This window comes from Streptomyces sp. 4N124 (genome assembly GCF_052245395.1).
GTDB lineage: Bacteria > Actinomycetota > Actinomycetes > Streptomycetales > Streptomycetaceae > Streptomyces.
Window position 1 is genome coordinate 1 of record NZ_JBQQBS010000061.1, and the last position, 15229, is coordinate 15229.

Consider the following 15229-nt stretch of genomic DNA (forward strand, 5'->3'; position numbering starts at 1 on the left):
GCCCCGCAACCGCATCAGAGCCCACAGCCGCAACAGCCCCAGCCCGGACAGGGCGCCCCCGGCGCCTGGCCCACCGCCGCCCCCGCCGGCGGCGGCCGACGCCCCGGCGGCTGGCCGACAGCGACCCCGGCGGGCGGCGGCCAACCCCCTGCCGCCCCGAGCACACCCACCCCCAGCACGCCCCCACCCACGTCCACGCCCCCTCCCGCCCCACCGGCCGCCACCCCCGCATCCACCCCGGCACCCGGCGGCCTCGACCCCCGCATGCTCTGGCCCAACATCCTCGAGACCGTCAAGAACCGCCGTCGCTTCACCTGGATCCTGCTCAGCCAGAACGCCCAGGTGGTCGGCTTCGACGGCACCACCCTCCAGCTCGGCTTCGTCAACGCCGGTGCGCGGGACAACTTCGCGAGCAGCGGCAGCGAGGACGTGCTGCGACAGGCGCTGGCCGAGCAGTTCAACGTCCAGTGGAAGATCGAGGCCGTCGTCGACCCGTCGGGCGGCTCGGCACCCCCACAGTCGGCCGGCTCCTCCGGCTTCAACGGCGGCGGTGGCTTCGGCGGTGGAGGCAGCGCCGGTGGAAGCGGCCATGGCGGCGGCGGAGCTACGACGCCCCCGCGCCCGGCGTCCCCCCAGTCCGCGCCTACGCCCACCACACCCACGCCCGCCCCGGCTCCGGCCGCCCCCGCACCCCGACCCTCGTCCTCGCCCGCGTCGTCCACTCCGGAGCCACCCCCCGTCTCCCCCGAGGACGACACCCCGGAGGACGACGACCCGGACCTCGACGAGTCGGCCCTCTCCGGCCACGAACTCATCGTGAAGGAGCTGGGGGCGACGGTGGTGGAGGAGTTCACGAACGAGTAGGGAGCGAGGCGGGGCCGGCTCCTGGAGACGCCTGCATGGACCGGCATGGACCGGCATGGCACCGGCACCTCGGAGGATCCTCCAATCAAACAACCCCCCGCCCCTCAGCAACCCGCACAATTCACGCAGCCCCCCGCCGGTTAGGCTGACCCCGTGAAGGTCCTCGTCATCGGAAACGGCGCCCGCGAACACGCCCTGTGCCGTTCCCTGTCCCTCGATCCCGACGTCACCGCGCTGCACTGCGCTCCCGGCAACGCCGGTATCGCCGAGGTCGCCGAGCTGCACCAGGTGGACGCCCTGGACGGCACGGCCGTATCCGCGCTGGCTACCGAGCTCGGTGCCGACCTGGTCGTCGTAGGCCCGGAGGCGCCGCTCGTCGCGGGGGTCGCCGACGCGGTGCGCGAGGCGGGGATTCCGGTCTTCGGCCCCTCCAAGGAGGCCGCGCAGCTGGAGGGTTCCAAGGCCTTCGCGAAGGAGGTCATGGCGGGGGCCGGCGTCCCTACGGCCAGGTCGTACGTGTGCACCACGCCCGCGGAGGTCGACGAGGCCCTCGACGCCTTCGGCGCACCGTATGTCGTGAAGGACGACGGGCTCGCGGCAGGCAAGGGCGTCGTCGTCACCGGCGACATCAAGGCAGCCGCGGCGCACGCCAACGCCTGTGAGCGCGTCGTCATCGAGGAGTACCTGGACGGCCCCGAGGTCTCCCTCTTCGCGGTCACCGACGGCGTGACGGTCGTCCCGCTGCAGCCCGCCCAGGACTTCAAGCGCGCCCTGGACGGCGACGAGGGCCCGAACACCGGCGGCATGGGCGCGTACTCCCCGCTGCCCTGGGCCGACCCGAAGCTGGTCGACGAGGTCATGCAGACCGTGCTCCAGCCCACCGTCGACGAGATGCGCCGGCGCGGCACCCCCTTCTCCGGCCTGCTGTACGCCGGTCTCGCGATCACCGGCCGGGGCGTGCGGGTCATCGAGTTCAACGCCCGCTTCGGCGACCCCGAGACCCAGGTCGTCCTCGCCCGCCTCAAGACCCCGCTGGCCGGTGTCCTGCTCGCCGCGGCGAACGGCACCCTCGACATCCTCGAGCCCCTGCGCTGGAGCGACGACGCCGCGGTCACCGTGGTCGTCGCCTCGCACAACTACCCCGCGACCCCGCGCACCGGCGACCCGATCACCGGCCTCGACGAGGTGGCCGCGCAGGACGCCTCGCACGCGTACGTCCTGCACGCCGGGACGAAGCGCGCCGGCGACGCGATCGTGAGCGCGGGCGGCCGCGTCCTCTCCGTCACGGCCACCGGCAAGAACCTCACCGAGGCCCGCGACCGCGCCTACCAGGCCGTCTCCCGCATCCACCTCGACGGCTCCCAGCACCGCACGGACATCGCGGCGAAGGCAGCGGGCGCGTAAGCCACCTGCGGCGGCCGGGTATCCAAAACCCGGTCACCGACCAACCTCGCAGGCCTCGAATCCGTCTATGGATTCGGGGCCTGATCCTCGCTGTCCGTCATCCACCTTTCCCCAAAGCCATTCCATCGAGTGACCGGCGCCCCATACCGCTGACGAGGGGCGGGGCCCCAACTAGGGTGCGGCGCAAGCGTTCCGGCACTTGGCCCACCGGCATTGCGATGTCGGTGGTGGGTGCCACAGTGGGGGAGTGAGCAACGCCAGGGCAGTCGGCGGCGACCACGGTGACGGGCACCGTCACGGAGGGCGCCGCACCTGCCGCCGTTCGGGACAGCAGGGAGGGGGTGACGACCGATCATGACCGGTATGGGTGGGGAGGCGGGCGTACAGTCCGCGCGCTCCAGGGCTCTCGCCGTGCTGCACATCCGCAGCCGGGCGCTGGCCGTCGCACTGCTGCCCGCGGCACTCGCCGTGGTGTTGCTGGCCGGCGCGTCCACCGGCCATCTCGTGGGCGCGGGCTGGCACGCCACGCGCTGGGTCGTGACGCCGCTCGCCGTGCTGGTGCTGCTCGCGGCCGGCGGCATCGCGCTGGTCGTCGTCCGTTCCCGCCCCGCGGTGAGCCCGACGGTCCCGATCGGCGAGGAGTCGGCGCCGGATCTGTATCGCATGGTGCGCGACCTCGCCGACCGCCTCGACGTCCCGGCCCCCTCCGCCATAGCGCTCACACCGGACTGCGACAGCTGGCTGGAGGACCGTACGCATCTGTCCCACGGCCCGCCCCCGCCGCAGGACGGCGACGAAATCGCGGGCCTGGGCAGACACGCACACCGCCGCACCGCCACAGCACCCGTCCTCGTCATCGGCTCCCCGTTCCTGTGGTGGATGCGCGTCGGCGAGCTGCGCGCGGTCCTCGCCCCGGTCGTCGCCGGTACGGGACCGTCGGCGCACCCCGACATAGCGGCGGCCCGCCGTTTCGTACGGGGTCTGGACGCGGCGGTGGCCGTCACCTCGGCGCCCCATCGCGGGCCCGTGGCGCGCACGGTGCTCGCGGGAGTGGGCTGGGTGGCGCGGGTGCTGCTGCGCAGCTGCCGGGGGCATGCGGCCGAGATGGAGCGGGGCGTGGCCGCCGCGGCCGCCGAGCGTGCACAGGCTGTGGATTACGGGCTGCGGATCGTCGCGCAGGAGCAGGTGGGGCTGGCGTACGCGGGCTGGGACCGGCTGCTGACCCGGGTCGCGCTGCCCGCCTGGCGGATGGGGCGCTGGCCGGCCCGGCTGGACGCGGGCGTCGTGGCCGCGCTGACCGAGCTGTCCCGTCGCGACCGGCTGGCCGAGGGCTTCGCCTCACGACTGGGCGAGCGTCCCGCCTGTGACCTGCTCGAAGAGCCCGGCGCGGTGGACGAGGCCGCCTCACTCCTCGCCGCCCGCCTCTTCCACGGCGGCCCCGCGGAGCCCGGCCCGGACTGGTCCCCGGTGGACTGGCAGGAGTATCCGGAGGAGGTCGTCGACCGCAAATGGCGTACCGACGCGGCCCGCCTCCACCGCGTCCTGGACGCCCTCGGCGTCCGCCGCTCCCCCGGCCACACCACCCCGGAAGCCCACGGCCCCACCCTCGCCCGCGTCCTCGACCACCTGTCGGCCACACCGACCACCGACACCGACGCCGGCCGCGGCCCCGACACCGACGCCAGCCGCAGCCCCGCTCCCGACATCGGCCCCGACACAGACGCCGACACCGCCGCGGACAACGAACGCACCTCGGCCCTCGCCGCAGGCCTCACCGCCGAACTGGCCCGAGAGGAAGCCGCGACCCCCGCCGACCGAAAGGCGTCCTCGGCCGCCGGCCAGGGCCCGGACACCGCTCTCTGGGACGACGGCACGCTCCCGCTCTTCCCGCTGCAACCGCCCCGCACCGCCCGCGAACTGCTCGCCGACCACGTCACGGCGATGGTGTGCTGCGCCGCGATGGACACCGCGGGAGCGACCCCCGGCCTCGACTGGCTCGACGGCCCGTCCCTCATCGTCAACGGAGACCGCGCCGCCGACCTGACCCCCAGGGTCCTCAGCCTGATCGAGGACGGCGACCCGGCCCCGCTGCGGGCCTGGCTGGTGGAGTCGGGGATACGACCGGAGAAGCCGGTCCGCCTCGTCTGACGGACCCGATCGGAGGCCAGGTCCCGGACCCACCGGAGGCCACACCGAAATCCCGGCCGGAAGCTCGGATTCCACTTTCGGCCAATTCGCAACGAATAGTGACAGCCTGCGTGCGTTATGTGATGTGCTGGGACCGATCGCGCACATGGCAAGGGCTTGCGACATAAGACAGGCACACGAGGCACGCACAGACGCACAGAACGTACGAACACGGGGGCACGAGGGAGGGGAGCGATCATGGCGTCGCAGCAGATTCGCCGCTGGGAGTCGGGCGCGCTGGCGCACGCGGTGACGGACCCCTTCGGCCAGGGCCCCGTTCCCTGGCTGCGCGGCAGCGAGACCTACTTCGACGACACCGGCCAGGTCGTCCCCTGGTACGTCGATCCCAGCCCCGCGCAGTCGACCGGCGACAACCCCCGCGTCCCCGCGCCGCGTTCGGCCACCGGCGGCGGCCCGCGCGCCGCCGACGACGTCAAGCGCCAGATCAAGGGCTTCGCCTCCACCGGCGCGGTCGCCCCCGGCGAGGCCATCGACTTCCACATCACCGTCGACCCGCCCCAGGAATTCGGCGTCGACGTCTACCGCATCGGCCACTACGGCGGCGACGGCGCAGCCAAGATCACCACCAGCCCCCGCCTGTCCGGCATCGTCCAGCCACCCCCACTCACGGCCGACCGCACCGTCTCCTGTCACCACTGGTGGCTGTCCTGGCGGCTGCAGATCCCCTCCTACTGGAGCATCGGCGCCTATGTCGCCGTCCTCACCACCGCCGACGGCTACCGCTCCCACGTGCCGTTCACCGTCCGCGACAACCACCCCGCGGACCTGCTGCTCCTCCTGCCCGACATCACCTGGCAGGCCTACAACCTCTACCCGGAGGACGGCCGCACCGGCGCCAGCCTCTACCACGCCTGGGACGAGCAGGGCCGGCTGCTGGGCGAGGCCGACGCCGCGACCACGGTCTCCTTCGACCGCCCGTACGCCGGCGCGGGCCTCCCCCTCCACGTCGGCCACGCCTACGACTTCATCCGCTGGGCCGAGCGCTACGGCTACGACCTCGCCTACGCCGACGCCAGCGACCTGCACGCCGGCCTGGTCGACCCCGCGCGCTACCGGGGCCTGGTCTTCCCCGGCCACGACGAGTACTGGTCGCCGGCCATGCGCCGCACCACGGAACTCGCCCGCGAGCACGGCACCTCCCTGGTCTTCCTCTCCGCCAACACCATGTACTGGCAAGTGGAGTTGGCCCCGTCCCCGTCCGGCGTCCCCGACCGCCTGCTCACCTGCCGGAAGCGGAAAGGACCGGGCAGGCCGGTCCTGTGGCGCGAGATCGACCGCCCCGAGCAGCAACTCGTCGGCATCCAGTACGCGGGCCGCGTCCCCGAGCCGCACCCCCTGATCGTCCGCAACGCCGAGCACTGGCTGTGGGAGGCGACCGGTGCGCACGAGGGCGACGAGATCGACGGCCTGGTCGCGGGCGAGGCCGACCGCTACTTCCCGCGCACCCCGCTCCCCGAGCACGAGAACCGCATCCTGCTCGCCCACTCCCCGTACAGCGACAGCGACGGTGCCTTACGCCACCAGGAGACCTCCCTCTACCGCGCCCCCTCGGGCTCCCTGGTCTTCGCGTCCGGAACGTTCGCCTGGTCCCCGGCTCTCGACCGCCCCGGCCACGTGGACCCCCGTATCCAGCGGGCCACGGCCAACCTCCTGGACCGCATCTGCAAACGTGACTGAACCCCCTTGTCCAAGGTCGCTCCCGCATACGGGAGAATCAGCTCACTTGGACATCACCACGGGGAGGAACCGTGTCCGGATTCGTTGAAAAGCCCGAGCCCCTCCAGGTTCCGGGTCTGGTACACCTGCACACCGGCAAGGTGCGCGACCTGTACCAGAACGAGGCGGGCGACCTCGTGATGGTCGCCAGCGACCGCATCTCCGCGTACGACTGGGTGCTGCCGACAGAGATCCCCGACAAGGGCCGTGTCCTCACCCAGCTCTCCCTGTGGTGGTTCGACCAGGTCGCCGACCTGATCCCCAACCACGTCCTGAGCACCGACCTGCCCGCCGGCGCCCCCGCCGGATGGGAAGGCCGCACCCTCATCTGCAAGTCCCTCCAGATGATCCCCGTCGAGAGCGTGGCCCGCGGCTACCTCACCGGCTCGGGCCTCGCCGAGTACAACGAGTCCCGTACGGTCTGCGGCCTCGCCCTTCCTGAGGGGCTGAGCGACGGCTCGGAACTCCCCGCCCCGATCTTCACCCCCGCCACCAAGGCGGCCGTCGGCGAGCACGACGAGAACGTGTCGTACGAGGAGGTCGCCCGCCAGGTCGGCGCCGACACCGCCGCCCGGCTGCGCCAGGCCACCCTCGCCGTCTACGGCCGTGGCCGCGCCATCGCCCGTGACCGCGGGATCATCCTGGCGGACACGAAGTTCGAGTTCGGCTTCGACAACGGCACCCTGGTCCTCGCCGACGAGGTCCTCACCCCGGACTCCTCGCGCTTCTGGCCCGCCGACCAGTGGGAGCCGGGCCGCCCGCAGCCGTCGTACGACAAGCAGTTCGTGCGTGACTGGCTGACCGGGCCGGAATCCGGCTGGGACAGGAAGAGCGAGCAGCCCCCGCCCGCGCTGCCGCAGGAGGTCGTGGACGCGACCCGTGCCAAGTACGTGGAGGCGTACGAGCGCCTGACGGGCACGAGCTGGTCGTAGAACAAGAAGAAGCCCCCGGCCTCAAAGGCTCGGGGGCTTCTCCACTACAGAGCGGACGACGAGGCTCGAACTCGCGACCTCAACCTTGGCAAGGTTGCGCTCTACCAACTGAGCTACGTCCGCACTGCGCCGTGGCGCGAGAGCAACTATACCCAACCTCGCTCACGCGCGAGCCGTACGGCCGCATGCCGGTTCTCCGCCCCGAGCTTGGAGACGGCCGACGACAGATAGTTCCGTACGGTCCCCTGCGAGAGCGCGGCCCGCTCCGCGATCTCCGAGACGGGCGCCCCGTCGGCGGCGAGTTCCAGCACCTCGGCCTCGCGAGCGGTCAGCGGCGAGTCCCCGGCGGAGATCGCGTCGGCGGCCAACTCCGGGTCGACATAACGGTTCCCGGCGTGCACCGTACGGATGACCTCCGCGAGCCGCTGCGCGCTCACCGTCTTCGGGACGAACCCGCGCACACCGGCCGCCAGCGCCCGCTTCAGATGCCCCGGCCGGCCATGACTGGTCACGATCAGCACCTGGCACTCCGGCAGTTCGGACCGTAGCGATGTGGCGACCTTCACACCGTCGGCGCCGGGCATCTGAAGATCGAGCACGGCCACGTCCGGGGCATGCGCCCGGGCCATCGCCAGCGCCTCCGGTCCGGTGGCCGCCTCGGCGACGATCAGGAGATCGTCCTCCAGCGCGAGCAGCGCGGCGAGCGCACCACGGATGAGGTGCTCGTCGTCGGCGAGCAGCAGCCGGACGGTCATGAAGCGACCTCACTGACCACGGCCGTAGTCAGCGGCACCTCGGCCACCAGCCGGAACACACCCTGCCGCACCGGTCCCGCCTCCAGCGTCCCGTCCACCGCCGCCAGCCGCTCCCGCAACCCCGCCAGCCCCGAACCACCGGAGCCGGACGCCGTACGCGCCCCGTCGTTCTCCACGGTCAGTACCACCCGCCCCTCCCTCATCCGCACGGACACCTCACAGCGCCCGGCGTCCCCATGCCGCAGCACATTCGTCGTCGCCTCACGCACCACCCACCCGAGCGCCGACTGCACGTCGACCGGCAGCCCCTCGATCGAGCCGGACACCTCGCAGTCGATCCCGGCCGCGGTCAACACCCCCCGTGCACCGGCGAGTTCGACGGACAGGTCGGACTCCCGATACCCCCGTACGACATCCCGCACCTCCCGCTGCGACTCATGCGCGATCCGCTGCACCTCGATCATCTGTTCCACGGCCTCCGGCCGCCCCCGCCGCGCCAGCTGCACGGCCAGCTCGCTCTTCAACGCGATCACCGCGAGATTCCGCCCCATCACGTCATGCAGATCCCGCCCGAAGCGGAGCCGCTCCTCGGCGACGGCGAGCCGGGCGCGGGTCTCCCGGGCATCGCCGAGTTCGTAGACGGCGTTGAGCAGCCAGACGGAGAAGACGGACGCGAAGGACAGGAAGCCGGCCCCGGCCAGAACGGCGAGGGCCGTGGCCAGCGCGCCGGTCCCGGAGGCACCCAGTAGAAGCGGCACAAGACCGGCGCCCGCGGTGAAACCCGCCACCAGCATCAGCACACGCCACCGGCCGCGGATGCCGAGCGTCACGATGCCGACGCCGTAGATCACCACCGTGCCGAAGATGCCGCCCGCGGCGGTGTCGGAGGCGGAGCCGGCCAGGCTGCGATGGGCGAGGAGCATCGCGCCGACCCCCATCAGCGCTGTGACCACCCCCAGCGCCCACAGCAGCCGCAGGGGTTGCGGGCGGCGTCCGCGCGTCCAGTCGAGTGCCCGGGCCACGGTGCACGTGCCGAGCAGCGCGTGCGCGCACACCGTCACGAACAGCAAGCCCGCGAGCTGGATCCCCGTCCCGCCGAACACGGCCAGTCCGACCGTCGCCACCTCCACCACCGCGAAGGAGTGGAACGACCACCGCGTATACGTCTCCACCTTCGCCGGCGTGCTCTTCCCCCGCCACCAGCCGCCCGGCCCCCGCATACCCTCGCTCCCGTCCGTCAGTGCCGCGGCTCCCACCGGAACCACCGCCGTACAGCAAACACCGCGACCAGGGTCCAGGCCAGCGCGAGCGTGATGGAGCTGAGCGCCTCGCTCGCCGAGAGATCCCCGCTCCAGCCGCCCTGCACCAGCTTCATCACCGGCGACAGCGGCAGCAGCTCCAGGACAGAGGCCAGCCGGTCGGGCAGCACTTCCAGCGGGATGGCGATGCCGGAGCCGAGCATCGAGATGAACAGCAGCGGCAGCGTGGTGACCTGAGCGCTCTCCACGGTCCGCGAGTAGCTGGCGGTCACGGCCGCGAGTGCCACACACATCACCACGCCCAACAGCACGCCCAGGACGGCGAGATACACGGCCTTGGGCGCCGGGATGTCGAGCAGGGCCGTGCAGCCGACCGCCAGCAGCAGGCACTGCACCAGCCCGATCACCGCGGCCGGCGTCGCGGCACCCGCCAGGATCTCCGTGTCCCGCAGCTCCCCTGTGCGCAGCCGCTTGAGGACGAGTTCCTCACGCCGTGCGGTGAAGACGCCGACCAGCGCCGAATACACGGCGAACAGCAGCGAGAATCCGATCGCGGCGTTCAGCATCACCAGCCCGACGGTGAGCCCGACCTCCTCGAGTTCGGACTCCGGAAACGCCGACCGCACACTGACCGGAATCACCAGCGGTACGAACAGCGCCGAGACGAGCGTGGCCTTACTGCGCCCGAGCAGCGTCAGCTCGGCGCGGGCGAGGGCGGTCATGCGCCCCGCGGGAGTGGTCACCGTACTCACACGTACTCCTTCTCGGCGGCGGGAGCGACGGACGCCTCCCGGGCGATCCCCAGAAACGCCTCTTCCAGCGAGGCCGGGCGCACATCGAGGCGGTGCAGCTCGACCCCGGCCCGCGCGGCCCACATCAGCACTCCGGTGGCGGCCCGCTGCAGCTCCTGCGTCTGCAGCCGTACGACGCGCCCGTCCACCTCGTGCCCGCTCACCCCCAGCTCACCGAGCGGCGGCAGATCCCCGACGAAGTACCCCATGGGCAGCTCGAAGGAGATCCGGGACGGCTGGGACGCCGTCACCTCGGCGGGCGTGCCGGCCGCCGCGATCCGCCCCTCGTGCATGATCGCCAGGCGGTCGGCGAAATGCTCGGCCTCCTCCAGGTAGTGCGTGGTCAGCAGGACGGTCGTACCGCCTTCGCGCAGCGACCGCACCAACTCCCAGGTGTCCTGGCGCCCTTCGGCGTCCATCCCGGTCGACGGCTCGTCCAGGAACAGCACCTCCGGGTTGCCGAGCAGCGCCAGCGCGAGATCCAGGCGCCGCCGCTCACCCCCGGACAGCTGCTTCACCCGCACGCCGGCCCGCCGCTCCAGCCTGACCAGCCCCAGCGCCTCATCCACCGGCCGCGCCCCGCTCGTGCAGGCCGCCCACATCCGCGCCGTCTCGACGACAGTCAGCTCGGACGGAAACCCGCCCTCCTGCAGCATCACCCCGGTGCGCGGCCGTACGACGGCCCGGTCGGTGTACGGGTCATGGCCCAGCACCCGCACCCGGCCCCCGGCGGGCGCTGCGAGCCCCTCCAGCAGTTCGACGGTCGACGTCTTGCCGGCCCCGTTGGTGCCGAGGAGTGCGAAGAGCTCGCCACGGGCCACGGAGAAGGTGACACCGCGCACGGCCTCGAACCCGCCCCCGTACACACGCCGCAGGTCGGTGACCTCGATCACGTGCTCGTGTTCGTTTGAGTTCATGCCCTCAGCGTCCCGTCGCCTCGGGCCCCGGAGCAGTGCACGCTGTCATCACTCGACATGACAAATGTCAGGCGAACGCTCGGCAGAACGAAAAAGACCCCGGTCGGATCGACCGGGGTCTTCGAAAGAGAGCGGACGACGAGGCTCGAACTCGCGACCTCAACCTTGGCAAGGTTGCGCTCTACCAACTGAGCTACGTCCGCATTGCATCCGACCGGCTCTCACCGATCGGCGCGAGCACCAGCCTACCTGATCCACAAGAGTGGTCCGGACGGCGGTGCAGAGCGGGTGACAGGAATTGCACACTGCGCCTTCCCCCTGGAAGGGGGATGTTCTACTACTGAACTACACCCGCATGTACTCCGTGAGCTGGACTTTTTCGGCCCGGCCCGGCGGCGTGCTCCAGACTCTAACTGATCTGGAGGGGTGCAGCGCAAGTCGGTTGTCCTCAGGGCCCGCTGACGCATCCTGAGGACAACGGCGGTCGGCACCTCACTGAGCGGCGGCGAACGCCTCGTAGACCTTCTTGGGGATCCGGCCGCGTGCCGGCACCTCCATCTTGTTGGCCTGGGCCCAGGCCCGGACGGCTGCCGGGTCGGGGGCGACCTCGGTCTGCCGGTACGCCTTGCCGGAGCGCGACCGCTTCCGGCCGGCCTCCACGTACGGCGCGAGCGCCTTACGCAGTTTCTTGGCATTGGCTTGATTCAGGTCGATCTCGTACGACTTGCCGTCGAGTCCGAAGGCGATCGTCTCCGCCGCTTCTGAACCGTCGATGTCGTCAAAGAGGGTGACCACGACCTTCTGCGCCACGAATATCGGTCCCTTCATGCGGCACTTTGCCAATTCATTTGTACAGTGCCCGGCAATGCAATGTGAAGACCGACTAAATCCTTCCGCGTGTCCGAGCGCAATGGGTATCCGGGTGTCGATCGGGGATCTTTCCCGGAAATTTTCATGAAGGCGGCTTCCGATGCCGGATCGTGACAGCAGTCACGTAGGAACCTACAAGTCGACGCGCGTAGAATTTTTGTGCGGGTAGTCTGAAGGCACTGTAGGAACCTGCTCAGCACCACAACACCGGGAGTGCCAGTGGCACGCGTCGTAGTCGACGTCATGCTCAAGCCGGAGATCCTCGACCCCCAGGGCCAGGCGGTGCAGCGCGCACTGCCGCGGCTGGGTTTCGAAGGCATCTCGGACGTACGTCAGGGAAAGCGATTCGAACTGGAAGTTGACGGGCCGGTCGACGAGGCCGCGCTCGCCCGCATCCATGATCTTGCGGAATCCTTCCTCGCCAACACCGTGATCGAGGACTTCACGGTCAAGGTGGAAGAAGTGGCGGAGGCGGCCAAGTGACCGCTCGTATTGGCGTCGTCACTTTCCCGGGCAGTCTCGACGACCGGGACACTCAGCGTGCGATCCGACTCGCGGGTGCCGAACCGGTAGCTCTCTGGCACAAGGACAAGGACCTCCACCAGGTCGACGCGGTCGTCCTCCCCGGTGGTTTCTCCTACGGCGACTATCTGCGGGCCGGCGCCATCTCCCGCTTCTCGCCGGTGATGGAGACCGTCATCGAGCAGGCGAAGGCCGGCCTCCCCGTCCTCGGTATCTGCAACGGCTTCCAGATCCTCACCGAGGCCCACCTGCTCCCGGGCGGGATGCTCGGCAACGACCACCTCCACTTCATCTGCCGCGACCAGAAGCTGCGGGTGGAGAACGCGGAGACGGCCTGGACGACCGACTACTCGGCGGGCCAGGAGATTCACATCCCGCTCAAGAACATGGACGGCCGGTACGTCGCCGACCAGTACACGCTGGACAAGCTGGAGGCGGAGGGCCGCGTCGCCTTCCGGTACCTCGACTTCAACCCCAACGGCTCGCTCAACGACATCGCCGGCATCACCAACGAGGCCGGGAACGTCGTAGGCCTCATGCCGCACCCGGAGCACGCCGTCGAGCCCCTCATCGGGTCCGGCCGCACCGACGGCCTTCCCTTCTTCACCTCGATCCTCAAGAAGCTGGTCAACGCATGAGCCGGACGCCTCTGGACACGGTCGAGCACGCGACCGCGACCCCCGACGTCGAGCTGCCCTGGGCCGAACTCGGCCTGAAGAAGGACGAGTACGAGAGGGTCGTGAAGATCCTCGGCCGCCGGCCCACCGGTGCCGAACTCGCCATGTACTCGGTCATGTGGTCCGAGCACTGCTCGTACAAGTCCTCCAAGGTCCACCTCCGCCAGTTCGGCGAGAAGGCCCCCGAGTCCGACGCGCTGCTCGTCGGCATCGGCGAGAACGCGGGCGTGGTGGACGTCGGCCAGGGCTACGCGGTCACCTTCAAGGTCGAGTCGCACAACCACCCCTCCTACGTCGAGCCCTACCAGGGCGCGGCCACGGGCGTCGGCGGCATCGTCCGCGACATCATCGCGATGGGCGCGCGCCCGGTGGCGGTGGTCGACCCTCTGCGCTTCGGCGCCGCGGACCACCCGGACACCAAGCGCGTGCTCCCGGGCGTCGTCGCCGGCATCGGCGGCTACGGCAACTGCCTGGGCCTGCCCAACATCGGCGGCGAGGTCGTCTTCGACTCCTGCTACCAAGGGAACCCGCTGGTCAACGCGGGCGCCATCGGCGTCATGAAGCACGAGGACATCCACCTCGCGAAGGCGTCCGGCGCGGGCAACAAGGTCATCCTGTACGGCGCCCGGACCGGCGGCGACGGCATCGGCGGCGCGTCGATCCTCGCGTCGGAGACCTTCGACGACGCCAAGCCCTCCAAGCGCCCCGCCGTCCAGGTCGGCGACCCCTTCCAGGAGAAGCTGCTCATCGAGTGCACCCTGGAGGCGTTCAAGGAGAAGCTGGTCGTCGGTATTCAGGACCTCGGCGCCGCGGGCCTGTCCTGTGCCACGTCCGAGCTGGCGTCGAACGGCTCGGGCGGCATGCGCGTCACCCTGGACGACGTACCGCTCCGCGACTCGACACTCTCGCCCGAGGAAATCCTCATGAGCGAGTCGCAGGAACGCATGTGCGCGGTCGTGGAGCCGGAGAAGGTCGACCGGTTCCTGGAGATCTGCGACAAGTGGGACGTCATCGCGACCGTCATCGGTGAGGTGACGGACGGCGACCGTCTGGAGATCTACTGGCACGGCGGCAAGATCGTCGACGTCGACCCGCGCACGGTGGCCCACGAGGGTCCGACGTACGAGCGCCCGTACGCCCGCCCGTCCTGGCAGGACGAGCTGCAGGCGGACGACGCGAACAAGCTGCCGCGGCCGGCGACTTCGGATGAACTGAAGCAGCAGGTCCTGCAGCTGGTCGCCTCCCCGAACCAGGCCTCCAAGAAGTGGATCACCTCGCAGTACGACCACTTCGTGCAGGGCAACACGGTGCTGGCCCAGCCCGAGGACTCCGGGATGATCCGCATCGACGAGGCGAGCGGCCTCGGCGTCGCGATCGCCACGGACGGCAACGGGCGGTACGCGAAGCTGGACCCGTACGCGGGCGCGCAGTTGGCGCTCGCGGAGGCCTACCGCAACGTGGCGACGACGGGCGCGAAGCCGCTCGCGGTGTCGGACTGCCTGAACTTCGGTTCGCCCGAGGACCCGGCGGTGATGTGGCAGTTCGCGGAGGCGGTACGGGGTCTCGCGGACGCCTGCCAGCAGCTCGGCACCCCGGTGACGGGCGGCAACGTCTCCCTCTACAACCAGACGGGCGAGGTGGCCATCCACCCCACCCCGGTCGTGGCGGTCCTCGGCGTGATCGACGACGTCGCGCGCCGCACGCCGGTCGCCTTCCAGGAGGAGGGCCAGCTGCTCTACCTCCTCGGCGAGACGCGTGAGGAGTTCGGCGGTTCGGCCTGGTCGCAGGTCGTTCACGACCACCTGGGCGGCCTGCCGCCCAAGGTCGACCTGGAGCGGGAACGCCTCCTGGCCGAGATCCTGATCTCCGCCTCCCGCGACGGCATGATCGACTCCGCGCACGACCTGTCCGACGGCGGCCTCATCCAGGCCGTGGTCGAGTCCGCGCTGCTCGGCGGCAAGGGCGCGCGGCTCATCGTCCCCGACGGGCTCGACGCCTTCACCTTCCTCCTCTCCGAGTCAGCGGGCCGGGCGCTCGTCGCCGTACCGCGCTCCGAGGAAGTCCGCTTCAACGACATGTGCGGCGCGCGTGGCCTGCCGGTCACGCGAATCGGTGTCGTGGACGGTGACGCAGTCGAGGTCCAGGGCGAGTTCGCGATCTCCCTGGAGGATCTGCGCGAGGCACACGAGAACACGATCCCGGCGATTCTGGCCTGATACTCCGATATCCCGTACGCCACTGAAGGCCCCGCCCGAACTCGACTGAGTCCGGGCGGGGCCTTCGGCATGCGCAGGGACCTGCTTGCACGTAATTA

General features: G+C 70.8%; 12 protein-coding genes, 3 tRNA genes and 1 pseudogene. 8 read left to right on the forward strand and 8 right to left on the reverse strand.

The window, feature by feature from the left end; all coding sequences use genetic code 11:
* The 5 genes and pseudogenes from ACTWQO_RS39855 to ACTWQO_RS39875 all read left to right on the forward strand — a co-directional run.
* Positions 1-864 (forward strand): annotated as a pseudogene (locus ACTWQO_RS39855) (DNA polymerase III subunit gamma and tau); the annotation flags it as partial.
* Between the two features lie 153 nt (positions 865-1017).
* The gene (gene purD / locus ACTWQO_RS39860; protein ID WP_443242269.1) at positions 1018-2268 is read left to right on the forward strand and encodes a phosphoribosylamine--glycine ligase; all 1251 of its coding nucleotides are present in this window, start codon (positions 1018-1020) and stop codon (positions 2266-2268) included.
* 354 nt (positions 2269-2622) lie between these two features.
* Positions 2623-4416: a hypothetical protein gene (locus ACTWQO_RS39865; protein WP_443242270.1), complete on the forward strand. Its 1794-nt coding sequence runs from the start codon at positions 2623-2625 to the stop codon at positions 4414-4416.
* 237 nt (positions 4417-4653) lie between these two features.
* Positions 4654-6153: a N,N-dimethylformamidase beta subunit family domain-containing protein gene (locus tag ACTWQO_RS39870; protein WP_443242271.1), complete on the forward strand. Its 1500-nt coding sequence runs from the start codon at positions 4654-4656 to the stop codon at positions 6151-6153.
* A 71-nt stretch (positions 6154-6224) separates the two neighbouring features.
* Positions 6225-7124 (forward strand): phosphoribosylaminoimidazolesuccinocarboxamide synthase, encoded by a 900-nt coding sequence (locus ACTWQO_RS39875; protein ID WP_443242272.1) that lies wholly within the window; start codon positions 6225-6227, stop codon positions 7122-7124.
* A gap of 50 nt (positions 7125-7174) precedes the next feature.
* Here the strand turns inward: ACTWQO_RS39875 and ACTWQO_RS39880 are convergent.
* The 8 genes from ACTWQO_RS39880 to ACTWQO_RS39915 form a co-directional block, all read right to left on the reverse strand.
* Positions 7175-7247, reverse strand: a tRNA-Gly gene (locus tag ACTWQO_RS39880).
* A gap of 23 nt (positions 7248-7270) precedes the next feature.
* Positions 7271-7879 carry a response regulator gene (locus tag ACTWQO_RS39885; protein ID WP_443242273.1) on the reverse strand — a complete coding sequence of 203 codons (609 nt, stop codon included), beginning with the start codon at positions 7877-7879 and terminating at the stop codon, positions 7271-7273.
* A complete protein-coding gene (locus tag ACTWQO_RS39890) occupies positions 7876-9099 on the reverse strand; it encodes a sensor histidine kinase (protein ID WP_443242274.1) in 1224 nt (407 codons plus the stop codon). The genes ACTWQO_RS39885 and ACTWQO_RS39890 overlap by 4 nt, the downstream gene beginning before the upstream one ends.
* Positions 9100-9116: 17 nt before the next feature.
* Complete coding sequence (locus ACTWQO_RS39895) at positions 9117-9860, reverse strand: ABC transporter permease (RefSeq protein ID WP_443242309.1); 744 nt, start codon at positions 9858-9860, stop codon at positions 9117-9119.
* 26 nt (positions 9861-9886) lie between these two features.
* Positions 9887-10846, reverse strand: coding sequence for an ABC transporter ATP-binding protein (locus ACTWQO_RS39900; RefSeq protein WP_443242275.1), 960 nt, complete (start codon positions 10844-10846; stop codon positions 9887-9889).
* Between the two features lie 130 nt (positions 10847-10976).
* Positions 10977-11049 (reverse strand) — tRNA-Gly (locus ACTWQO_RS39905).
* Positions 11050-11129: 80 nt separating this feature from the next.
* Positions 11130-11201: transfer RNA gene (locus tag ACTWQO_RS39910), tRNA-Gly, on the reverse strand.
* A gap of 137 nt (positions 11202-11338) precedes the next feature.
* Positions 11339-11656, reverse strand: a complete 318-nt coding sequence (locus tag ACTWQO_RS39915) for a histone-like nucleoid-structuring protein Lsr2 (RefSeq protein ID WP_443242310.1) — start codon at positions 11654-11656, stop codon at positions 11339-11341.
* 279 nt (positions 11657-11935) lie between these two features.
* Between ACTWQO_RS39915 and purS the strand changes: the two genes are divergently transcribed.
* The 3 genes from purS to purL are packed head-to-tail and all read left to right on the forward strand — an operon-like array spanning position 11936 to position 15131.
* Positions 11936-12199, forward strand: coding sequence for a phosphoribosylformylglycinamidine synthase subunit PurS (gene purS / locus ACTWQO_RS39920; RefSeq protein ID WP_015659417.1), 264 nt, complete (start codon positions 11936-11938; stop codon positions 12197-12199).
* Positions 12196-12876 (forward strand): phosphoribosylformylglycinamidine synthase subunit PurQ, encoded by a 681-nt coding sequence (purQ, locus tag ACTWQO_RS39925; RefSeq protein WP_362944191.1) that lies wholly within the window; start codon positions 12196-12198, stop codon positions 12874-12876. The genes purS and purQ overlap by 4 nt, the downstream gene beginning before the upstream one ends.
* Positions 12873-15131 carry a phosphoribosylformylglycinamidine synthase subunit PurL gene (gene purL / locus ACTWQO_RS39930; RefSeq protein ID WP_443242276.1) on the forward strand — a complete coding sequence of 753 codons (2259 nt, stop codon included), beginning with the start codon at positions 12873-12875 and terminating at the stop codon, positions 15129-15131. The genes purQ and purL overlap by 4 nt, the downstream gene beginning before the upstream one ends.
* The last annotated feature ends 98 nt before the right edge of the window (positions 15132-15229 follow it).